The 23,361-nt window shown below is 38.2% G+C and carries 17 protein-coding genes, 7 pseudogenes and 1 other annotated feature; of the genes and pseudogenes, 23 read left to right on the top strand and 1 reads right to left on the bottom strand.

The window, feature by feature from the left end; all coding sequences use genetic code 11:
- Positions 1 to 9 precede the first annotated feature (9 nt).
- From QMQ21_RS07725 to QMQ21_RS07635, 20 genes and pseudogenes are all read left to right on the top strand, one after another.
- Positions 10 to 1,233 (top strand): ATP-grasp domain-containing protein, encoded by a 1,224-nt coding sequence (locus QMQ21_RS07725; protein WP_119943051.1) that lies wholly within the window; start codon positions 10 to 12, stop codon positions 1,231 to 1,233.
- Between the two features lie 23 nt (positions 1,234 to 1,256).
- On the top strand, positions 1,257 to 2,435 hold the full coding sequence (locus tag QMQ21_RS07720; protein WP_120007839.1) for an MFS transporter: 1,179 nt from the start codon (positions 1,257 to 1,259) through the stop codon (positions 2,433 to 2,435).
- A gap of 600 nt (positions 2,436 to 3,035) precedes the next feature.
- Positions 3,036 to 3,257 (top strand): helix-turn-helix domain-containing protein, encoded by a 222-nt coding sequence (locus tag QMQ21_RS07715; protein WP_050262049.1) that lies wholly within the window; start codon positions 3,036 to 3,038, stop codon positions 3,255 to 3,257.
- A 445-nt stretch (positions 3,258 to 3,702) separates the two neighbouring features.
- Positions 3,703 to 4,029, top strand: a pseudogene (locus QMQ21_RS07710) (transposase family protein); the annotation flags it as partial.
- Between the two features lie 142 nt (positions 4,030 to 4,171).
- Positions 4,172 to 5,395, top strand: a complete 1,224-nt coding sequence (gene ftsW, locus QMQ21_RS07705; protein ID WP_166735816.1) for a cell division peptidoglycan polymerase FtsW — start codon at positions 4,172 to 4,174, stop codon at positions 5,393 to 5,395.
- A gap of 24 nt (positions 5,396 to 5,419) precedes the next feature.
- Positions 5,420 to 8,111: pseudogene (ppc, locus tag QMQ21_RS07700) on the top strand (phosphoenolpyruvate carboxylase).
- 69 nt (positions 8,112 to 8,180) lie between these two features.
- Positions 8,181 to 8,398, top strand: a binding site (T-box leader).
- A 75-nt stretch (positions 8,399 to 8,473) separates the two neighbouring features.
- Complete coding sequence (locus QMQ21_RS07695) at positions 8,474 to 8,614, top strand: hypothetical protein (protein WP_054388333.1); 141 nt, start codon at positions 8,474 to 8,476, stop codon at positions 8,612 to 8,614.
- Positions 8,615 to 8,660: 46 nt separating this feature from the next.
- A pseudogene (gene trpX / locus QMQ21_RS07690) lies at positions 8,661 to 9,668 on the top strand (tryptophan ABC transporter substrate-binding protein).
- A gap of 68 nt (positions 9,669 to 9,736) precedes the next feature.
- Entirely contained in the window at positions 9,737 to 10,603 is an 867-nt protein-coding gene (locus QMQ21_RS07685; RefSeq protein ID WP_000637229.1) for an ABC transporter permease, read from the top strand.
- A complete protein-coding gene (locus tag QMQ21_RS07680) occupies positions 10,600 to 11,358 on the top strand; it encodes an ABC transporter ATP-binding protein (RefSeq protein ID WP_138707255.1) in 759 nt (252 codons plus the stop codon). The genes QMQ21_RS07685 and QMQ21_RS07680 overlap by 4 nt, the downstream gene beginning before the upstream one ends.
- 74 nt (positions 11,359 to 11,432) lie before the next feature.
- A pseudogene (locus tag QMQ21_RS19455) lies at positions 11,433 to 12,136 on the top strand (DNA primase); the annotation flags it as partial.
- 45 nt (positions 12,137 to 12,181) lie between these two features.
- A complete protein-coding gene (locus QMQ21_RS19450) occupies positions 12,182 to 13,207 on the top strand; it encodes a toprim domain-containing protein (protein ID WP_425603989.1) in 1,026 nt (341 codons plus the stop codon).
- Positions 13,208 to 13,209: 2 nt separating this feature from the next.
- Positions 13,210 to 14,319 (top strand): RNA polymerase sigma factor RpoD, encoded by a 1,110-nt coding sequence (rpoD, locus tag QMQ21_RS07670; protein ID WP_000201906.1) that lies wholly within the window; start codon positions 13,210 to 13,212, stop codon positions 14,317 to 14,319.
- A 13-nt stretch (positions 14,320 to 14,332) separates the two neighbouring features.
- On the top strand, positions 14,333 to 14,662 hold the full coding sequence (locus tag QMQ21_RS07665) for a metal-sulfur cluster assembly factor (protein ID WP_000331925.1): 330 nt from the start codon (positions 14,333 to 14,335) through the stop codon (positions 14,660 to 14,662).
- Positions 14,663 to 14,777: 115 nt separating this feature from the next.
- On the top strand, positions 14,778 to 15,821 hold the full coding sequence (gene cpoA / locus QMQ21_RS07660) for an alpha-galactosylglucosyldiacylglycerol synthase (protein WP_054388347.1): 1,044 nt from the start codon (positions 14,778 to 14,780) through the stop codon (positions 15,819 to 15,821).
- A 15-nt stretch (positions 15,822 to 15,836) separates the two neighbouring features.
- Positions 15,837 to 17,164, top strand: a pseudogene (locus QMQ21_RS07655) (glycosyltransferase family 4 protein).
- A gap of 29 nt (positions 17,165 to 17,193) precedes the next feature.
- Positions 17,194 to 17,371: pseudogene (locus tag QMQ21_RS07650) on the top strand (PspC domain-containing protein).
- A gap of 58 nt (positions 17,372 to 17,429) precedes the next feature.
- Positions 17,430 to 17,564, top strand: a complete 135-nt coding sequence (locus tag QMQ21_RS07645) for a DUF4044 domain-containing protein (protein WP_000863852.1) — start codon at positions 17,430 to 17,432, stop codon at positions 17,562 to 17,564.
- Positions 17,565 to 17,626: 62 nt separating this feature from the next.
- A pseudogene (gene obgE, locus QMQ21_RS07640) lies at positions 17,627 to 18,934 on the top strand (GTPase ObgE).
- Between the two features lie 9 nt (positions 18,935 to 18,943).
- On the top strand, positions 18,944 to 19,102 hold the full coding sequence (locus QMQ21_RS07635) for a hypothetical protein (RefSeq protein WP_007284777.1): 159 nt from the start codon (positions 18,944 to 18,946) through the stop codon (positions 19,100 to 19,102).
- An 802-nt stretch (positions 19,103 to 19,904) separates the two neighbouring features.
- Here QMQ21_RS07635 and QMQ21_RS07630 read toward each other — a convergent pair.
- The gene (locus QMQ21_RS07630) at positions 19,905 to 20,120 is read right to left on the bottom strand and encodes a hypothetical protein (RefSeq protein ID WP_031222405.1); all 216 of its coding nucleotides are present in this window, start codon (positions 20,118 to 20,120) and stop codon (positions 19,905 to 19,907) included.
- Between the two features lie 134 nt (positions 20,121 to 20,254).
- Here QMQ21_RS07630 and murA point away from each other — a divergent pair, with 134 nt between their 5' ends.
- From murA to spxR, 3 genes are read left to right on the top strand one after another with little or no spacing between them, the layout of a single operon-like run.
- Positions 20,255 to 21,514, top strand: a complete 1,260-nt coding sequence (gene murA, locus QMQ21_RS07625) for a UDP-N-acetylglucosamine 1-carboxyvinyltransferase (RefSeq protein ID WP_023940713.1) — start codon at positions 20,255 to 20,257, stop codon at positions 21,512 to 21,514.
- 15 nt (positions 21,515 to 21,529) lie between these two features.
- Positions 21,530 to 22,081, top strand: a complete 552-nt coding sequence (locus QMQ21_RS07620) for a GNAT family N-acetyltransferase (protein WP_001028719.1) — start codon at positions 21,530 to 21,532, stop codon at positions 22,079 to 22,081.
- Positions 22,074 to 23,351 (top strand): CBS-HotDog domain-containing transcription factor SpxR, encoded by a 1,278-nt coding sequence (spxR, locus tag QMQ21_RS07615; protein WP_000033818.1) that lies wholly within the window; start codon positions 22,074 to 22,076, stop codon positions 23,349 to 23,351. The genes QMQ21_RS07620 and spxR overlap by 8 nt, the downstream gene beginning before the upstream one ends.
- Positions 23,352 to 23,361: the final 10 nt, after the last annotated feature.

Here is a 23,361-nt window from a genome sequence, read left to right as displayed (position 1 = left end):
ATACTTCAAATGAAACTTTTATTGTTATGTAATCATAATCCTAAATTATTTGGATTAGATAAATGGCTCGATGACTATCGTAGCAACGAGATAATTATATTAACTAGTTCAAAAAAAGAAAGGTTATATTCTAAATATGAACAAAATATTAACGTATTTTTATCTTACGTAGAAAAGTGGACTGAAGAAATTATAGCAGAACAAGCTAAAATTTTGTACGAGTCATTTTCTTATGATAGGATAATTGCTTTGGATGAATTTGATGTTTATATTGCAGCTAAAATTAGAAATTTTTTAGGAATTGAAGGGCAAAGTGTTGAAAGTGCACGTTTCTTTCGTGATAAGTACTATATGACCAAAAAGGTAAAATCTTTTGGTTTCCCAGTAGCACATACTGAAAAAATTGATAATTACTTAGATGTATACAATTTTGGAAGACGAAATGGCTACCCCTTTGTAGTTAAACCTAATTTAGGAGCTGGTACTGTTGACACCTATATAATTAATTCTGAGTTTGACATAAAGAAGCTGGTGAAATACAATTTTCAATCTAATCAGTTTATTTGTCAAGAAAAATTGAACGGAAATTTGTTTCATATAGATGTACTCGTTAACGATGATTACATAGAATACATTAATGTATCCCGATATTTACACCCTACTATTGAATATCAAAATAATAAAAGTTCTGCGAGTGTGACATTGACTGAAAAAGATGTAGAAACTAAGGTTCTAAGATGTTATACAGAAAAATTAATTAGAGCTATCCCAACTTATAGATTTAGTTTATTGCACTTGGAAGTATTTTATGATGGCAATGAAGTGTATTTTCTAGAAATCGCCTCTAGGCTTGGTGGTGGAGGAGTACATAGAATTTTAAATGACCAGTATGGTTTTGATCCGCAGGAAGTTGTCATAAAACTAGAGATGGGTGAAGAATTTTCTAACTTTCCTAAATCAAAGCTAAATGATTACTACGGTTTTATCATGGTGATTCCCAATTTAGGTAGAATTTGCTCACTTCCATCGGAAAAAGAGATTAGTGAATATCTAAAAGAAAATAATGGTTTAGGATTTCAATGCTTTACTAGATTAGGATATGAATACTCAACGATTCATTCAAGTGTTCACTCACTTTATGAAGTTTCTTTTAAAGGAGATAGTTATCAAGATTTAGTGGATAAACTTCAAAATTTTGAGAGTTGGGTTAAAAGTAGGATTATATATACTTAATTATAATAAAGGACTTTTATATAATGAAAAATTCAAATAGATTATTGTTGAGTCGTTCAATAAACAGAGTTGGTAATGCAATGTATGATTATGCTAATTCAAGTTGGATTACTTCGTTAGGCGAACATGCAAAATCTTATTTAGCTATATATCAATTTGTAGATTATTTAACCTTAATAATTTTTAATCCGATTGCGGGAGTATTTGCAGATCAATTCAAGCGCAAAAAAATTTTATTAGCTACCGATTTAATTTGTATGTTACTTTGCTTTTGTATTTCATTTATTACAACTAATCAATATTTGGTTTATGCATTGATTGTTACTAATATCATTCTAGCAATTTCTTCAAGCTTTGCAAGAACTGCAAATAAATCTTTCATCCCTTCAGTAGTAGATACAACGGATAGAATAAAATATAATGCTAATCTTGAACTTTCTTTACAAGTCATAAGTCTAGTTTCTCCAATAATATCAGTTTATATTTATTCTAACTTAGGAATAAGGTGGGCACTAATATTAAACAGTTTAAGCTTTGCGGTTTCTTTTTTTCTAGTACAAGGAATTGAGATTCGAGAGGAACAAATCTTATTGAAGAATAAATTTAGTATTTTGCTTATATTTAAGAATTTTATAGAGGGTTTAGTTTATATAAAGGAGGATAGAAGATTATTTTTATTGTTATGGATTTCATCATTAGTGAATTTCTTTTTGGCATGTTATAACTATTTGTTGCCATTTACTAATGTAATTTATAATAATAGTAATTCTTATTCAATGTTTCTTATAAGTGGTGCAATAGGTTCAATTATTGGAGCTATTATATCCAAAAATGCTAAAGGGTCTATAAAAAATTTAAACTTTACAGTATTTTATAGTGGAGTTAGTATTTTAGCTATTCCAGTACTTAACTTTTTCGGTTTTTTTTGGTTGATATTTTTAGCCAATACTTTGTGTACGACATCTATCACCATTTTTAATATTATCTTTACCACTCAAATTCAAACAAATTCTCCGAGTGATATGTTAGGAAGAATTTTTTCTACCACTTATTCGGCTGCTTCTTTGCTAATGCCCTTAGGAACTTTTATTATTTCTTCGATAGATGGTTCTATTTCAAATTTTTCTTTTATTCTTATTGGTTTTGGAATGATTGTGATATTTATTATAAGCCAATATACAATTATCCTACAGCGAGAGTAATCATAAGCTAAAAATATTTCAACTTTATCTAACAGCCACTTCTAGAGGAGTTTAAATACTTAGTTTTCTTAATCACTCTAAAAGATATATCCAAATAGTCGCTTGGTAGAGAAATTGAAATCTTTTTATAGTAGTTATTTTTTCTCGATAGTATTAAATATTAACAATTTTCTTTAAATTCTTTATTATTGGTAGACTAACTAATGTGTTATCACTAGCATTTGTAATATTATTTTAAAAAACCCGATTGTAGAATTAAGTTAGAGAAAAACTATCTATGTTAGATTTAGATAAATACCGTATTTTCTGAAATGTACTATACTCATCTTACCACAAATAAGATTGTAGTGATAGGGTCACTTCTATACCTGTAGCTGAAATCGAAATCTACTCAATAGAGTACATCAGACGATTCATAAAGTTATGTAACTTTTCAAACAATGTCTTACTGTGTTGGACTATTTGGAACAATTTTTTATAAGGATGATGAATAAAAATAAGCGTCTTTGAAAAATTTGATAAAATTCCTGTTGTCCAATTTGGACAATATTCTAAATGATTACAATATATAGTCTATACTTTTTCTTAGGAGAAAGCTAGATGTACAGACGTTTGAGAGATTTGAGGGAGAATCATGATCTGCCCCAAAAGCAAATAGCTACAATACTTTCGTTTACAAATTCAGCTTATGCCAAAATTGAACGGGGTGAGCATGCGTTGACGGCTGATGTATTGGTTAAACTCTCAGATTTCTATGACGTCAGTACAGACTATTTATTGGGATTAACTGATTTTCCTGATAAAATTCGCTTTAGAAAATAATCTCCTCAATTTCATAGAGTTTGAAAATGAGTGAGATTTTTTATTTGCCCTTTGACAACTGAATAGCCTAAAATGGTACTTTCCTCATTTGTGGAGCAAATTTGAATGGCTCGCCATGATAAGAGCGATTTTAAAACCATCAATAAAATAGAGCGATACTTTATATGCCATGATACAAATGATATACAATGATACTTCTGACCGTTCAGCCTGCCAACGTAAAAGAGCAGCAAGTGAAATTCTTATGATGACTTCATCAGTCATGCCACGTTGAATGTGTGAGTTTGTTAGATAAACGCAATTAATCCTCAAAAGGTTCCCCGAACCTTTTGAGTTCTACAGACGCATCACGTGGAGTGTGTAAGCTTGTTGCTAAAAGCGTAAAAACCTTGGAACTAAAGGGATAATAGACTTCCTGCGAAACAAAATACAATACAATAAAACTATGGATGATGAAGCAAGTAAACAATTAAGCGATAGCCGTTTTAAGAGCCTTGTAGGTGTTCAGTTCAGCGCACGACATTTAAAGAGATGTTAGTTGTGTTAAAAACAGCTTATCAACGTAAACGCGCAAAAGTGGACGAAAACCCAAATTAAGCCTAGACGGTCTCCTGGTCTCCTCATGCTAACTATTCAATACATGCGAGAATAGAGCACTTATGAACAAATTGCGGCTGATTTTGGCATTCACGAAAGCAACTTAATTAGTCGGAGTCAATGGATTGAAGCAACTCTTATTCAAAATGGTTTTACGATTTCAAATTCTGCCTTAATTCTGTAAAAACAGTAAAATTCGAAGGATTGTAAGGTAAGAGTTTTTTCTTTCTGAAAAAATGGTATAATAGCAATCAAAACTAGAAAATAAAACGGAATTTGGAACAGATTTGTCTGTATCCTAGTAGAGTGGTGATACTATGAAGATTAGTAAGAGGCACTTATTAAATTATTCCATCTTGATTCCCTACTTGCTTTTATCTATTTTGGGCTTGATTGTGGTCTATTCGACCACTAGTGCTATTTTAATTGAAGAAGGCAAGAGCGCCTTGCAATTGGTTCGAAACCAAGGAATCTTTTGGATTGTTAGTTTGATACTGATTGCCTTAATTTATAAATTGAGACTAGATTTTTTGAGAAATGAGCGACTAATCATTTTAGTTATATTGATAGAAATGCTTTTATTGTTCTTGGCTCGTTTTATTGGTATTTCCGTAAACGGGGCATACGGTTGGATTTCGGTTGCAGGAGTAACTATTCAGCCAGCTGAGTACTTAAAAATCATTATTATTTGGTATTTGGCTCACCGATTCTCCAAACAGCAAGAAGAAATAGCTATTTATGATTTTCAAGTTTTGACTCAAAATCAATGGCTTCCTCGTGCTTTTAATGATTGGCGATTCGTTCTCCTAGTTCTGATTGGAAGTTTGGGAATTTTCCCTGATTTAGGGAATGCGACTATTTTAGTCTTGGTTTCCTTGATTATGTATACAGTTAGTGGAATCGCTTATCGCTGGTTTTCAACCATTCTGGCGCTCGTATCTGCCGCTTCTGTCTTTTTCTTGACCACTATCAGCCTAATCGGTGTTGAGACCTTTTCAAGAATTCCAGTATTTGGCTATGTAGCCAAGCGCTTTAGTGCCTTTTTTAATCCTTTTGCCGATCGTGCGGATGCGGGTCACCAGTTATCTAATTCTTATTTTGCCATGGTCAATGGTGGTTGGTTTGGTCTAGGTCTTGGGAACTCGATTGAAAAACGAGGTTATTTACCAGAGGCTCATACAGACTTTGTCTTTTCTATCGTGATTGAAGAATTTGGCTTTGTTGGTGCCAGTCTTATTTTAGCTCTCTTGTTTTTCATGATTTTGCGGATTATCTTGGTCGGTATCCGAGCGGAGAATCCTTTCAATGCCATGGTTGCACTCGGTGTCGGAGGGATGATGTTGGTTCAGGTATTTGTCAATATCGGAGGGATTTCGGGCTTGATTCCATCTACAGGAGTAACCTTTCCCTTCTTATCCCAGGGTGGAAATAGTCTTCTAGTCTTATCAGTGGCAGTGGCCTTTGTCTTAAATATTGATGCCAGTGAAAAACGCGCTAAGTTGTACCGAGAATTGGAAAATCAACCAATGAACCTTCTGTGAAGTAGAATAAAGAAAGGATAGTCTATGTCTCTTCAAAAATTAGAAAATTATAGTAATAAAAGTGTTGTGCAAGAAGAAGTATTGATTCTAACAGAATTGCTGGAAGATATTACTAAAAATATGCTTGCCCCAGAGACCTTTGAAAAAATCATGCAGTTGAAAGAATTATCAACGCAGGAAGATTATCAAGGTCTAAACCGTCTAGTGACTAGCTTATCAAATGATGAAATGGTCTATATTTCACGCTATTTCTCTATCTTGCCTCTTTTGATTAATATTTCAGAGGATGTGGATTTAGCTTATGAAATCAATCATCAAAATAATATTGATCAGGACTATTTAGGTAAATTATCAACAACGATCAAAATGGTTGCTGAAAAAGAAAATGCCGTTGAAATTCTTGAACACTTGAATGTTGTCCCTGTTTTGACAGCTCATCCAACACAAGTGCAACGCAAAAGTATGTTGGATTTAACAAATCATATTCATAGTCTTTTGCGTAAATACCGTGATGTTAAGTTGGGGTTGATCAATAAAGAAAAATGGCACAATGATTTGCGTCGTTATATCGAAATTATCATGCAGACAGACATGATTCGTGAGAAAAAATTAAAAGTGACTAACGAAATCACGAATGCTATGGAATATTACAACAGCTCCTTTTTGAAAGCTGTACCTCATTTGACGACGGAGTATAAGCGCTTAGCGCAAGCGCATGGATTGAATTTAAAACAGGCTAAACCGATCACCATGGGAATGTGGATTGGTGGAGACCGTGATGGTAATCCCTTTGTTACAGCAGAGACCTTGAAACAGTCTGCACTTACTCAGTGTGAAGTCATCATGAACTATTATGATGAAAAGATTTACCAACTTTATCGTGAATTTTCTCTTTCAACTAGCATTGTCAACGTCAGCAAGCAAGTCAGAGAAATGGCTCGTCAATCCAAGGATAACTCGATTTACCGCGAAAAAGAGCTTTACCGTCGTGCCTTGTTTGATATTCAATCAAAAATCCAAGCAACAAAAACCTATCTGATTGAGGATAAGGAAGTTGGGACTCGCTATGAAACCGCCAATGATTTCTACAAGGATTTGATTGCCATTCGAGATTCTCTACTAGAAAATAAGGGCGAGTCCTTGATTTCAGGTGATTTTGTGGAATTATTGCAGGCAGTAGAGATATTTGGTTTTTACCTAGCATCAATTGATATGCGACAAGACTCTAGCGTCTATGAAGCCTGTGTGGCAGAACTCTTGAAATCAGCAGGAATTCATTCTCGCTATAGTGAGTTGAGTGAAGAAGAAAAGTGTGACCTTCTCTTGAAAGAATTAGAAGAAGATGCAGAATTCTTTCTGCGACTCGCAGAAAAATCAGAATTATTAGCAAAAGAACTAGCTATTTTTAAGACGGCTCGTGTTTTGAAAGATAAGTTGGGCGATGATGTCATCCGTCAGACCATCATTTCACATGCTACCAGCCTTTCTGATATGCTAGAATTAGCTATTCTATTAAAAGAAGTAGGACTGGTGGATACGGAAAGGGCGCGTGTTCAGATTGTTCCCCTTTTTGAAACAATTGAAGACTTGGATCATTCAGAGGAAACAATGAGAAAATATCTTTCTCTTAGCCTTGCCAAAAAATGGATTGCCTCACGAAATAACTACCAAGAAATCATGCTTGGCTACTCTGACAGTAATAAAGATGGTGGTTACTTGTCATCATGTTGGACTCTCTACAAGGCTCAACAACAATTGACTGCTATTGGAGATGAATTTGGCGTTAAGGTTACCTTCTTCCATGGTCGTGGTGGTACTGTCGGTCGTGGTGGTGGGCCAACCTATGAAGCCATTACATCTCAACCGCAAGTCTATCAAGGATCGTATCCGCTTGACGGAGCAGGGTGAAGTAATTGGGAATAAATACGGTAACAAAGACGCCGCTTACTATAACCTTGAAATGCTAGTATCGGCAGCTATTAATCGTATGATTACTCAGAAAAAGAGCGATACCAATACCTCAAATCGTTATGAAGCCATTATGGATCAAGTAGTGGATCGTAGTTACGATATCTACCGTGATTTGGTCTTTGGTAATGAGCATTTCTATGATTATTTCTTCGAGTCAAGTCCAATCAAGGCTATTTCAAGTTTTAATATTGGTTCTCGTCCAGCCGCTCGTAAGACGATTACTGAAATCGGTGGTTTGCGTGCCATCCCTTGGGTATTCTCATGGTCACAGAGTCGTGTTATGTTCCCTGGATGGTACGGGGTTGGTTCAAGCTTCAAGGAATTTATCGATAAAAATCCAGAGAATATTGCTATCTTACGAGATATGTACCAAAATTGGCCTTTCTTCCAATCGCTTCTTTCAAATGTTGATATGGTCTTGTCAAAATCAAATATGAATATTGCTTTTGAATATGCTAAACTTTGTGAAGACGAGCAAGTTAAGGCCATCTATGAGACTATTTTAAATGAATGGCAAGTTACTAAGAACGTTATCTTGGCTATTGAAGGACATGACGAACTCTTAGCTGACAATCCATATCTAAAAGCTAGTCTGGATTACCGTATGCCTTACTTTAATATTCTCAACTATATTCAGTTAGAGTTGATTAAACGCCAACGTCGTGGAGAATTGTCAAGTGATCAAGAACGATTGATTCATATCACCATCAACGGAATTGCGACAGGATTGCGTAATTCAGGTTGATAATTTTCAAGAGTGAATATCAAAAAAATTCTAATAGACTATTGACAAGTAGTTTAAAAATGATATAATTTAACCATTCAGAAAAGTAATCGTACAAACTTTTTAGAGAGTCTGTGGTAGCTGAAAACAGATAAGTGGCGATGATGAAAATTGGGCTGAATGCTATTTAGAATTTGAAATCATAAAAATTCGGTGAGCACACCTTACAGTGCATCTCGTTATTGCGAGACAGAGCGATAGGGAAATTCCCTATAATTGAGGTGGTACCGCGCATCGACGTCCTCACACAAGTTTTTGTGTGAGGACTTTTTTGATGGAGGTTAGTATGGAAAGAAAACGATGGCGTCACTTGTTTATACTCAATGAAAATCAAAGTACAAACTAGGAAGCTAGCCGCAGGTTGCTCAAAGCACTGCTTTGAGGTTGTGGATAGAACTGACGAAGTCAGTAACCATAGCTACGGCAAGGTGAAGCTGACGTGGTTTGAAGAGATTTTCGAATAGTATTAGATAAGTGAAGTTTTTAAAGGAATTAAAAAGGAGAAATAGAATGAAAAATAAACGTTTAATTGGAATTATCGCTGCATTAGCAGTCTTAGTAGCAGGAAGCTTGATTTACTCTTCAATGAATAAATCAGAAGCTCAGAATAATAAGGATGAGAAGAAAATAGCCAAGATTGGTGTGCTTCAATTTGTGAGCCATCCATCCCTTGATTTGATTTATAAAGGGATTCAAGACGGACTTGCAGAAGAAGGATATAAAGATGATCAAGTTAAAATCGATTTTATGAACTCAGAAGGTGACCAAAGTAAGGTTGCGACAATGAGTAAACAATTGGTTGCAAATGGGAATGATCTTGTGGTTGGTATCGCAACACCAGCTGCTCAAGGTTTGGCTAGTGCCACAAAAGACCTACTCTAGGTTATCATGGCTGCTATTACAGACCCAATTGGTGCTAACTTGGTTAAAGATTTGAAAAGACCAGGTGGCAACGTTACAGGGGTATCTGACCACAATCCAGCTCAACAACAAGTTGAACTCATCAAGACCCTGACACCGAATGTGAAAACAATCGGAGCTCTTTACTCAAGTAGCGAAGACAATTCAAAAACACAGGTCGAAGAATTTAAGGCTTATGCTGAAAAAGCAGGTCTGACAGTGGAAACATTTGCAGTTCCTTCAACAAATGAAATTGCCTCAACTGTCACTGTTATGACTAGCAAGGTAGATGCTATTTGGGTTCCAATTGATAACACCATTGCATCAGGATTTCCAACGGTTGTCTCTAGCAATCAAAGTTCTAAGAAACCAATTTATCCAAGTGCGGCAGCTATGGTAGAAGTAGGTGGTTTGGCATCCGTTGTAGTTGACCAACATGACCTTGGTGTGGCAACTGGAAAAATGATTGCGCAAGTTCTGAAAGGTGCAAAACCAGCTGATACCCCAGTCAATGTCTTTTCAACTGGTAAGTCAGTGATCAATAAAAAAATAGCTCAAGAACTAGGTATTACGATTCCTGAGTCTGTTCTCAAAGAAGCAGGACAAGTCATCGAATAAATAAGGTAGGGAGGAGGAGACTCTTCCCATTTTTTAAAAAGATGAATATAGAAAGGATTAAATAAAATATGATTGTTTCCATTATTTCTCAAGGATTTGTCTGGGCTATTCTAGGTCTGGGAATCTTTATGACATTTAGGATTTTGAACTTTCCAGATATGACAACAGAAGGTTCCTTCCCTCTTGGGGGAGCTGTTGCTGTCACTCTGATAACCAAAGGCGTGAACCCTTTTTTAGCGACACTGCTTGCTGTAGGAGCAGGTTGTTTGGCTGGTATGGCAGCAGGACTTCTTTATACAAAAGGGAAGATCCCAACTTTGCTCTCAGGGATTTTGGTGATGACTTCCTGTCACTCTATCATGCTCTTGATTATGGGACGTGCCAATTTAGGCTTACTTGGAACCAAGCAAATCCAGGATGTTTTGCCTTTTGATTCAGATTTGAACCAACTCTTGACAGGTCTTATCTTTGTCAGTTTTGTTATTGCTCTCATGCTCTTTTTCTTGGATACCAAACTCGGACAAGCCTATATTGCTACAGGTGACAATCCTGATATGGCTAGAAGTTTCGGGATTCATACTGGACGCATGGAGCTCATGGGCTTGGTCTTATCAAATGGTGTGATTGCCCTTGCAGGCGCTCTCATTGCCCAGCAAGAAGGGTATGCTGATGTATCTCGAGGAATCGGGGTTATCGTTGTGGGGCTTGCAAGTTTGATTATTGGAGAAGTTATTTTCAAGAGTTTGAGTTTGGCAGAACGTCTGGTTACCATCGTTGTAGGTTCTATCGCTTATCAATTCTTAGTGTGGGCGGTTATTGCGCTTGGCTTTAATACAAGTTACCTTCGTTTGTACAGCGCCGTGATTTTAGCAGTCTGCCTCATGATTCCAACATTTAAGCAAACCATCTTGAAAGGAGCCAAGTTAAGCAAATGACAGCAATTGTAGAATTAAAAAATGCAACCAAAATCGTTAAAAATGGCTTTGATGAAGAAAAGATTATTTTAAATGATGTTTCCTTAGAAATTTTTGAACGGGACTTTATCACGATTTTGGGCGGAAATGGTGCTGGGAAATCAACCCTTTTTAACACCATTGCAGGAACCTTGTCCTTAACCAGTGGAACCATCCGTATTTTAGGTGAGGATGTTACCAAGTTTTCACCAGAGAAGCGCGCTAAGTATCTGTCTCGAGTCTTCCAAGATCCAAAGATGGGAACAGCTCCTCGTATGACAGTGGCAGAGAATCTCTTGATTGCCAAGTTTCGTGGTGAAAAGCGTGGATTGTTACCAAGACGTCTGGCTAGCTATAAGGATGAGTTTCAGGCTACAATTGAAAAAGTAGGAAATGGTCTTGAGAAGCATTTGAATACACCGATTGAGTTTTTATCAGGTGGTCAAAGACAAGCCTTGAGTCTCTTGATGGCAACCTTGAAGCGTCCTGAATTACTCTTGTTAGACGAGCATACTGCAGCTCTTGATCCAAAGACCAGTGTTTCCCTTATGGAATTGACAGATGAATTTGTCAAGAAAAATCAGCTGACAGCGCTTATGATTACTCATCATATGGAAGATGCTCTTAAGTATGGCAATCGCTTGATTGTCATGAAAGAAGGACGGATTATCCAAGATTTGAATCAAGAAGAAAAAGCAAAAATGAAAATCTCTGATTATTATCAACTCTTTGAATAAAGTAGGGAAAATGAGTGAAATGGTTTACTTTTTTTCTGAAATAAAGTATACTATATAAAGTAAACTATGATAACATGGAGGTATTGTGTATGGTTGACAAACAAGTCATTGAAGAAATCAAAAACAATGCCAATATTGTGGAAGTCATAGGAGATGTGATTTCTTTACAAAAGGCAGGACGGAACTATCTAGGGCTCTGTCCTTTTCATGGTGAAAAAACACCTTCTTTCAACGTTGTAGAGGATAAGCAGTTTTACCACTGTTTTGGTTGTGGCCGATCTGGTGATGTCTTTAAGTTCATAGAGGAGTACCAAGGGGTTCCCTTTATAGAGGCTGTCCAAATCTTAGGTCAGCGTGTTGGAATTGAGGTTGAAAAACCGCTTTATAGTGAACAGAATCCAGTCACACCCTACCAAGCTCTTTATGATATGCACGAAGATGCAGCCAAATTTTATCATGCTATTCTCATGACCACGACCATGGGGGAGGAAGCCAGAAATTACCTCTATCAGCGAGGTTTGACAGATGAAGTGCTCAAACATTTTCGGATTGGTTTAGCACCTCCAGAACGCAACTATCTCTATCAACGTTTGTCTGGTCAGTATCGTGATGAGGATTTTCTAGATTCAGGGCTATTTTACCTATCGGATGCAAATCAATTTGTAGACACCTTTCACAATCGGATTATGTTTCCCCTGACAAATGACCAGGAAAGGTCATTGCCTTTTCAGGTCGTATCTGGCAGAAAACGGATTCACAAACTTCTAAGTATAAAAATAGCCGATCGACTGCAATTTTTAACAAAAGTTACGAATTATATCATATGGATAGGGCAAAAAAATCTTCTGGAAAAGCCAGTGAGATTTACCTCATGGAAGGGTTCATGGATGTCATTGCAGCCTATCGGGCTGGAATCGAAAATGCTGTCGCATCTATGGGAACAGCCTTGAGTCGTGAGCATGTTGAGCATCTGAAAAGGTTAACCAAGAAGTTAGTTCTGGTATACGATGGCGATAAGGCTGGGCAAGCTGCGACATTGAAAGCGCTGGACGAAATTGGTGATATACCTGTGCAAATCGTCAGCATGCCTGATAACTTGGATCCGGATGAGTATCTACAAAAAAATGGTCCAGAAGAATTGGCCTATCTATTAACGAAAACTCGTATTAGTCCGATTGAGTTCTACATTCACCAGTACAAGCCTGAAAATAGTGAAAATCTACAGGCTCAGATTGAGTTTATTGAAAAAATAGCTCCCTTGATTGTTCAAGAAAAGTCTATCACTGCTCAAAATAGCTACATTCATATTTTAGCTGACAGTCTGGCATCCTTTGATTATGCTCAGATTGAGCAGATTGTTAATGAGAGTCGTCAGGCGCAAAGGCAGAATCGCATGGAAGGAATTTCCAGACCGACGCCAATCACCATGCCTGTCACCAAGCAGTTATCCGCTATTATGAGGGCAGAAGCCCATCTACTTTATCGAATGATGGAATCCCCTCTTGTTTTGAACGATTACCGCTTGCGAGAAGATTTTGCATTTGATACACCTGGATTTCAGGTCTTATATGACTTGCTTGGACAGTATGGCAATCTTCCTCCAGAAGTTCTAGCAGAACAGACAGAGGAAGTTGAAAGAGCTTGGTACCAAGTCTTAGCTCAGGATTTACCATCTGAGATGTCACCTCAGGAACTTAGTGAAGTAGAAATGACTCGAAACAAGGCTCTCTTGAATCAGGATAATATGAGAATCAAAAAGAAGGTGCAGGAAGCTAGCCATGTAGGAGATACCGACACAGCCTTAGAAGAATTGGAACGTTTAATTTCACAAAAGAGAAGAATGGAGTAATAATGGCAACAAAACAAAAAGAAGTAACAACATTTGACGTACAAGTAGCAGAATTTATCCGTAATCATAAGCAAAAAGGGACAGCAACAGATGATGAAATCAATGCTAGTCTTGTCGTTCCTTTTACCTTGGACGCTGATGGGATTGAAGATCTCTTGCAACGGATTCAAGATGCAGGAATTTCTATCACAGATAATGAAGGAAATCCAAGTGCGCGTGTTCTTAGCAATGAAGAAGAACCAGAACTCAGCGATGAGGACTTGATTGGGTCAACTTCTGCTAAGGTTAATGACCCTGTCCGTATGTATTTGAAAGAAATCGGGGTCGTTCCTCTCTTGACCAATGAAGAGGAAAAAGAGTTAGCACTGGCTGTTGAAGCGGGTGACATCGAAGCTAAACAACGCCTTGCGGAAGCCAACCTTCGTTTGGTTGTTTCTATTGCCAAACGCTATGTCGGTCGTGGTATGCAGTTCCTTGACTTGATTCAAGAAGGAAATATGGGTTTGATGAAGGCGGTTGACAAGTTTGATTATTCTAAAGGATTCAAGTTCTCAACTTACGCAACTTGGTGGATTCGTCAGGCTATCACTCGTGCTATTGCGGACCAAGCTCGTACCATCCGTATCCCAGTTCACATGGTTGAAACCATCAATAAATTGGTTCGTGAACAGCGGAATCTCCTTCAAGAATTAGGTCAAGATCCAACACCTGAGCAAATCGCTGAACGTATGGATATGACTCCTGATAAGGTTCGTGAAATCTTGAAGATTGCTCAAGAACCAGTATCTCTTGAAACACCAATCGGTGAAGAGGATGATAGCCACCTTGGAGACTTTATCGAAGATGAAGTGATTGAAAATCCAGTGGACTATACAACTCGTATCGTCTTGCGTGAGCAGTTGGATGAGGTCTTGGATACTCTTACAGACCGTGAAGAAAATGTTCTGCGTCTACGTTTTGGACTAGATGATGGAAAAATGCGTACCCTTGAAGATGTGGGTAAAGTCTTTAACGTGACTCGTGAGCGTATCCGTCAGATTGAAGCCAAGGCTTTGAGAAAACTACGCCAACCAAGTCGTAGCAAACCGCTTCGTGATTTTATTGAAGACTAAGAGTGAGGAAAATATGGCTTATACAGAAGAGCAAATTGAAAATATCAAAACACGAATTTTATCAGCCTTGGAAGAAGTTATTGACCCTGAGTTGGGAATCGATATTGTCAATCTTGGTTTGATTTATGAGATTCGTTTTGACGGCGACACAGGGCAAACAGAGATTGATATGACGTTGACAACTATGGGTTGTCCCCTAGCAGACCTTTTGACGGACCAGATTTATGATGCCATGACCGAGGTTCCAGAAGTAACGGATACTGAGGTTAAATTAGTCTGGTATCCAGCCTGGACTGTTGAAAAAATGAGTCGCTATGCACGCATTGCCCTAGGCATTAAGTAAACAGATAAAAGCATGTAAGAGATTATTGGAAGAGCGAGGAAATTTCCCCCTCTTTTCCTCTAGTCTCTTCTTTCTTTTGCTGATTTTATTCAAAGAAAATGATATAATAGTAGTTATGGAAAAAAAGAAATTACGCATCAATATGTTGAGTTCAAGTGAGAAAGTAGCAGGACAAGGAGTTTCAGGTGCTTACCGTGAATTAGTTCGTCTTCTTCACCGTGATGCCAAGGACCAATTGATTGTTACAGAAAATCTTCCAATCAAGGCAGATGTGACTCACTTTCATACGATTGATTTCCCCTATTATTTATCAACATTTCAAAAGAAACGCTCAGGAAGAAAAATTGGCTATGTGCATTTCTTACCTGATACACTTGAGGGAAGTTTAAAAATTCCATTTTTCTTAAAGGGAATTGTGAAACGCTATGTATTTTCTTTTTACAATAGGATGGAGCACTTGGTTGTTGTTAATCCGATGTTTATCGAGGATTTGGTGGCAGCTGGTATTCCACGTGAAAAAGTGACATATATCCCTAACTTTGTCAACAAGGAAAAATGGCATCCTCTACCACAAGAAGAGATAGTGAGACTGCGAACAGAGCTAGGTCTTAGTGAAAATCAGTTTATCGTAGTAGGTGCTGGTCAAGTTCAGAAACGCAAAGGGATTGATGATTTTATCCGTCTGGCTGAGGAATTGCCTCAGATTACCTTTATCTGGGCTGGTGGTTTCTCTTTTGGTGGTATGACAGATGGTTATGAACGCTATAAGAAAATGATGGAAAATCCCCCTAAAAATTTGATTTTTCCAGGTATCGTGTCGCCAGAGCGGATGCGCGAATTGTATGCCCTAGCGAATCTTTTCTTGTTACCTAGTTATAATGAGCTCTTTCCGATGACGATTTTAGAGGCTGCCAGTTGTGAAGCTCCTATTATGTTGCGTGATTTGGATCTTTATAAGGTGATTTTGGAGGGAAATTATCGGGCGACAGCAGATAGAGAAGAGATGAAAGTGGCTATTCTGGAATATCAAGCAAATCCTGCTGCCTTAAAAGACCTCAAAGAAAAGGCTAAGAATATTTCTAGAGAGTATTCTGAAGAGCATCTGTTGCAAATCTGGTTGGACTTTTATGAAAAACAAGCCGCTTTAGGGAGAAAGTAAAAAGTGAGGTAATCTATGCGAATTGGTTTATTTACAGATACCTATTTTCCTCAGGTTTCAGGTGTTGCGACCAGTATTCGAACCTTGAAAACCGAACTTGAAAAGCAGGGACATGCTGTTTTTATCTTTACGACAACAGATAAGGATGTCAATCGTTATGAAGATTGGCAAATTATCCGCATTCCAAGTGTTCCTTTCTTTGCTTTTAAGGATCGCCGCTTTGCCTATCGAGGATTCAGCAAAGCACTGGAAATTGCTAAACAGTATCAGCTGGATATCATCCATACTCAGACAGAATTTTCTCTTGGCTTGTTGGGGATTTGGATTGCGCGTGAATTGAAGATTCCAGTCATCCATACCTATCACACCCAGTACGAAGACTATGTGCATTATATTGCCAAGGGGATGTTGATTCGTCCTAGCATGGTCAAGTATCTGGTTAGAGGTTTTTTGCATGATGTGGATGGGGTGATTTGCCCGAGTGAGATTGTCCATGATTTGCTATCTGACTATAAGGTTAAGGTTGAAAAACGTGTCATTCCAACTGGGATTGAATTAGCCAAGTTTGAGCGTCCGGAAATCAAGCAGGAAAATTTGAAAGAACTACGTAGTAAATTAGGGATTCAAGATGATGACCAGATGTTGCTGAGTCTTTCCAGAATTTCCTATGAAAAAAATATTCAAGCAGTACTAGTAGCCTTTGCAGAAGTTCTGAAAGAAGAAGACAAGGTTAAACTGGTAGTTGCTGGGGATGGCCCTTATCTGGATGACCTCAAAGAGCAAGCTCAGAACCTAGAGATTCAAGACTCAGTCATCTTTACAGGGATGATTGCTCCTAGCGAGACAGCGCTCTACTATAAGGCGGCGGATTTCTTCATCTCGGCATCGACAAGTGAGACCCAAGGTTTGACCTACTTGGAAAGCTTAGCTAGTGGGACGCCTGTCATTGCTCACGGAAATCCTTATCTGGACAATCTCATCAATGACAAAATGTTTGGTACCTTGTATTACGGTGAACATGATTTGGCTGGAGCTATTCTGGAGGCCCTGATTGCAACACCAGACATGAATGAGCATACCTTATCAACGAAATTATACGAGATTTCAGCTGAGAACTTTGGAAAACGAGTGCATGAATTTTATTTGGATGCCATTATTTCAAATAATTTCCAGAAAGATTTAGCTAAAGATGATACGGTCAGTCAGCGAATCTTTAAGACAGTTTTGTATCTTCCGCAACAGGTGGTTGCTGTACTTAGGTAAAAGGATCAAGACGAATGCTAAAGGCATCAAAAACACAGCTGATTAGCATGAGAGATTATTGGAAAGACCGTGAAGAATAGAAAGAGGACAAGCTATGAATAAACGATTAATGAGAAGTGGTCGTGACAAAAAGATTGCTGGTGTTTGTCTTAAGGGTGGCCCATTATCTAGATATGGATCCAACTATTGTTCGAATCATTTGGGGTGTCCTTGCTTGCTGTTACGGAGCGGGAATTGTAGCTTATATCATTTTATGGATTATTGCACCAGTAGCAACTGACTATTGAAAACTAGCTGAATTCATGCTAAGATAATAGAAAATAGAATGTAACGAAGGAGATAAAAATGGCATTTGGAGATAATGGAAAACGTAAAAAAACGATGTTTGAGAAATTAACCTTGCTTATCGTGCTTATCATGTTAGTAGCAAGTATTTTGGGTATTTTTGCAACTGCAATTGGTGCCCTCAGTAATCTATAAAAAGATTCAAGAAAATTTTGTGACTGGGATTTCCCAGCCCTTTTTTAAAGTGAGAAGAAAAAATGAGTATGTTTTTAGATACAGCCAAGATTAAGGTCAAGGCTGGTAATGGTGGTGATGGCATGGTTGCCTTTCGCCGTGAAAAATATGTCCCTAATGGCGGTCCTTGGGGTGGTGATGGTGGACGTGGAGGTAATGTGGTTTTCGTTGTAGACGAAGGACTACGTACCCTCATGGATTTCCGCTACAATCGTCATTTCAAGGCTGATTCTGGTGAAAAAGGAATGACCAAAGGAATGCATGGACGTGGTGCTGAGGACCTTATAGTTCGAGTACCACAAGGTACGACTGTTCGTGATGCAGAGACTGGCAAGGTCTTGACAGATTTGATTGAACATGGACAAGAATTTATCGTTGCCCACGGAGGTCGTGGTGGTCGTGGAAATATCCGCTTTGCAACACCAAAAAATCCTGCACCTGAAATCTCTGAAAATGGGGAACCAGGTCAGGAACGTGAGTTACAATTGGAACTAAAAATCTTGGCAGATGTTGGTTTAGTAGGATTCCCATCTGTAGGGAAATCAACACTTTTAAGTGTTATCACATCGGCTAAACCTAAAATTGGTGCCTACCACTTTACGACCATTGTGCCAAATCTAGGTATGGTTCGCACCCAATCAGGTGAATCCTTTGCAGTAGCCGATTTGCCAGGTTTGATTGAAGGGGCTAGTCAAGGTGTTGGTTTGGGAACTCAGTTCCTCCGTCACATTGAGCGTACCCGTGTCATCCTTCATATTATTGATATGTCAGCTAGCGAAGGACGTGATCCTTATGAGGATTATCTTGCCATTAACAAGGAGTTAGAGTCATACAATCTTCGTCTCATGGAGCGTCCACAGATTATTGTAGCTAACAAAATGGACATGCCTGAGAGTCAAGAAAATCTTAAAGAATTTAAGAAAAAATTGGCTGAAAACTACGATGAATTTGAAGAGTTACCAGCTATCTTCCCAATATCTGGTTTGACCAAGCAAGGTCTGGCTACGCTTTTGGATGCTACAGCTGAATTGTTAGACAAGACACCAGAATTTTTGCTTTACGACGAGTCCGATATGGAAGAAGAAGCTTACTATGGATTTGACGAGGAAGAGAAAGCCTTTGAAATTAGCCGTGATGACGATGCGACATGGGTACTTTAGGAAAAACTGATGAAACTCTTTAATATGACCAACTTTGATCGTGACGAATCAGTCATGAAATTTGCCCGTCAATTACGTGGTATGGGGGTTGATGAAGCCCTTCGTGCGCGTGGTGCTAAGGATGGGGATTTGGTCCGCATTGGTAAATTTGAATTTGAATTTGTAGACTAGGAGACTAGTATGGGAGATAAACCGATATCTTTCCGAGATGCGGATGGCAATTTTGTTTCCGCCGCAGATGTTTGGAATGAAAAGAAATTGGAAGAACTATTTAATCGTCTCAATCCAAATCGTGCTCTGAGATTGGCACGAACTAAAAAAGACAATCCATCTCAGTAAAGAAGCTAAAAAATCCCGTGCCTCATCAGACACGGGATTTTGTGGTACAACGGGCATGTATAGCAAACTGAATCTGGAATAGCACAGGATATCTTCTAAAATATTGTTATCAATTGATTTGAATTTTAAAATTAAATTGTTTGATTCTTATTTCACTTTGTTATAGTATATCTGATGTCAAAGTTCTCGGCGAGTCAAATAGCGATTCCCAAGCCTGACTATCGTGAGGTAGCGGGTTAAAACGGTCTGGGGATAGACCGTTTTAAGTCTGTCGCTGGAAATAAGAATCGTCAGAGGAAGGGATAGCGAAATCGTGGCTCTACGAACAGGAACGTGATAGTAAGGTGTATATAGTGGATAAGGGGGCTCAGAACTCTAAATTCCAAAAAGGTAGTACATAAAGCACGAGAGTAATTGAATTCGTACTAAGATTTCCTATTTTCACTGTAACCTTTTAACGTCCTCATATCTTGTATAAACGAGGATAGATGTACGACTTATCCCGTGAGGTCTATCACTATAAAGAGAAAACGACAGATAGAAGTGATCCTGAGTCACGGTTATCTTTAAAATAGATTGTCTGATAGGATGCTAGCCTGAAAACGTCTTGTTCATGAAATATAGGACGGTATGTATAAAACGCTTCTGTGAACTGGGAGAAGGTGGAGAAGTTCTTGCTAAAATTTAGTTGAACAGCTGTATTCCGATACTTAGATAAGGGAGCTAGTCTTAGCTCCTACTTGGTTTCAGGGGACAAAAAAGGGGCAATAGCGCTTCGAGAAAGATTATACTCAAAATCTCTTCAAACCACGTCAGCGTCGCCTTGCCGTATATATATGTTACTGACTTCGTCAGTTCTATCTGCAACCTCAAAACAGTGTTTTGAGCTGCCTTCGTCAGTTCTATCTGCAACCTCAAAACAGTGTTTTGAGCTGCCTTCGTCAGTCTTATCTACAACCTCAAAACAGTGTTTTGAGCAGCCTGCGGCTAGCTTCCTAATCTGCTCTTTGGTTTTCATTGAGTATCAGTGACTAACTCATCAACTCTGATTTATCCAATAAAATTGAAAAGGATGGAAAAAAGGTTGCATTTATGATATAATTTATTTTAAAGACCTTATTAGAAATCTTGAGAGAGTATTGAAAACTTAGAATGAGAAAAATTGTTATCAATGGTGGATTACCACTACAAGGTGAAATCACTATTAGTGGTGCTAAAAATAGTGTTGTGGCCTTAATTCCGGCTATTATCTTGGCTGATGATGTGGTGACTTTGGATTGCGTTCCAGATATTTCGGATGTAGCCAGTCTTGTCGAAATTATGGAATTGATGGGAGCTACTGTTAAGCGTTATGACGATGTCTTGGAGATTGATCCAAGAGGTGTTCAAAATATTCCAATGCCTTATGGGAAAATCAATAGTCTTCGTGCATCTTATTATTTTTATGGAAGTCTTTTAGGTCGCTTTGGTGAAGCCACAGTTGGCTTGCCTGGAGGATGTGACCTTGGTCCTCGTCCGATTGACCTACACCTTAAGGCTTTTGAAGCTATGGGTGCCACTGTTAGCTACGAGGGAGATAACATGAAGTTATCTGCTAAAGATACAGGACTTCATGGTACAAGTATTTACATGGATACGGTTAGTGTAGGAGCAACGATTAATACGATGATTGCTGCGGTTAAAGCAAATGGTCGTACTATTATTGAAAATGCAGCCCGTGAACCTGAAATTATTGATGTAGCTACCCTCTTGAATAATATGGGTGCCCATATCCGTGGGGCAGGAACCAATATCATCATTATTGATGGTGTCGAAAGATTACATGGGACACGTCATCAGGTGATTCCAGACCGCATTGAAGCTGGAACATATATTTCCTTAGCTGCTGCAGTTGGTAAAGGAATTCGTATCAATAATGTTCTTTACGAACACCTAGAAGGATTTATTGCTAAGTTGGAAGAAATGGGAGTGAGAATGACTGTATCTGAAGACAGCATTTTTGTCGAGGAACAGTCTAATTTGAAAGCAATCAATATTAAGACGGCTCCTTACCCAAGCTTTGCAACTGATTTGCAACAACCGATTACCCCACTTTTACTAAGAGCGAATGGTCGTGGTACAATTGTCGATACGATTTACGAAAAACGTGTAAATCATGTTTTTGAACTAGTAAAGATGGATGCGAACATTTCGACAACAAATGGTCATATTTTGTACACGGGTGGACGTAGTTTACGTGGAGCCAGTGTTAAAGCAACTGACCTGAGAGCAGGTGCAGCTTTAGTTATTGCTGGTTTGATGGCCGAGGGACAAACTGAAATTATCAATGTCGAGTTTATCTTACGTGGTTATTCTGATATTATCGAAAAATTACGTAATCTAGGAGCGGATATTAGACTTGTTGAGTATTAAACCGTAGAGGTGTTTATGAATATTTGGACCAAATTAGCAATGTTTTCTTTTTTTGAAACGGATCGCTTGTATTTGCGTCCTTTCTTTTTTAGTGATAATCAGGACTTCCACGAGGTAGCTTCAAATCCAGAAAATCTTCAATTTATTTTCCCAACGCAGGCAAGTCTGGAAGAAAGTCAGTATGCACTTGCCAATTACTTTATGAAGTCCCCTTTGGGAGTGTGGGCAATTTGTGACCAGAAAAATCAACAAATGATTGGTTCTATTAAATTTGAGAAGTTAGATGAAATCAAAAAAGAAGCTGAGCTTGGCTATTTTTTGAGAAAAGATGCTTGGTCGCAAGGATTTATGACAGAGGTTGTTAGAAAAATTTGTCAGCTTTCTTTTGAAGAATTTGATTTAAAACAATTATCTATTATTACCCATCTCGAAAATGAAGCAAGTCAACGGGTTGCCCTTAAGTCTGGATTTCGATTGATTCGTCAGTTTAAAGGAAGTGATCGTTACACAAGAAAAATGCGGGATTATCTTGAATTTCGGTATGTAAAAGGAGAGTTCAATGAGTAAGCATCAGGAAATTCTAAGCTATTTGGAGGAATTACCAGTAGGTAAAAGAGTCAGTGTTCGTAGTATTTCCAATCATCTAGGAGTTAGTGATGGAACAGCCTATCGGGCTATTAAAGAAGCTGAAAACCGTGGAATTGTGGAGACCCGTCCTAGAAGTGGAACAATTCGTGTTAAATCCCAGAAAGTTGCTATAGAGAGATTAGCGTTTGCTGAAATTGCAGAGGTGACTTCTTCTGAGGTTCTGGCTGGGAAAGAAGGTTTAGAGAGAGAATTTAGTAAGTTCTCTATCGGTGCCATGACTGAACAAAACATCCTATCCTACCTTCATGATGGGGGACTCTTGATTGTCGGAGACCGGACCCGTATCCAATTACTAGCGCTGGAAAATGAAAATGCCGTTTTGGTTACAGGTGGTTTTCATGTTCATGATGATGTGCTTAAACTGGCAAATCAAAAAGGGATTCCTGTTCTAAGAAGCAAGCATGACACTTTCACTGTTGCGACTATGATCAATAAAGCCTTGTCAAATGTCCAAATCAAGACTGATATTTTGACAGTTGAGAAGCTTTATCGTCCAAGTCATGAGTATGGTTTTCTGAGAGAGACAGACACCGTTAAAGATTATTTGTACTTGGTACGCAAGAATCGTAGCAGTCGTTTTCCTGTTATCAATCAACATCAGGTTGTTGTTGGCATTGTAACCATGAGAGATGCTGGTGATAAGTCACCAAGTACCACAATTGACAAGGTCATGTCTCGTAGTTTATTTTTAGTTGGATTATCGACAAATATTGCCAATGTGAGTCAACGGATGATTGCTGAAGACTTTGAAATGGTACCGGTTGTTCGGAATAATCAAACCTTGCTTGGAGTTGTGACACGACGAGATGTCATGGAGAAGATGAGTCGTTCCCAAGTTTCTGCTCTACCAACTTTTTCTGAGCAGATTGGTCAAAAACTCGCTTATCACCATGATGAAGTCGTCATTACAGTGGAACCCTTTATGCTTGAGAAAAACGGTGTTTTGGCTAATGGTGTATTAGCGGAGATACTGACTCACATGACCCAAGATTTAGTTGTGAATAGTGGTCGCAATCTCATTATCGAGCAGATGCTCATCTACTTTTTGCAGGCTGTTCAGATAGATGATACACTGCGCATTCAAGCACGCATTATCCACCATACTAGACGGTCAGCTATTATTGATTACGATATTTATCATGGTCATCAGATTGTTTCAAAAGCAAATGTAACCGTTAAAATTAATTAGAAACTAGGAG

The organism is Streptococcus bouchesdurhonensis (assembly GCF_948472335.1).
This window is presented reverse-complemented; position numbering and strand designations above follow the sequence as displayed.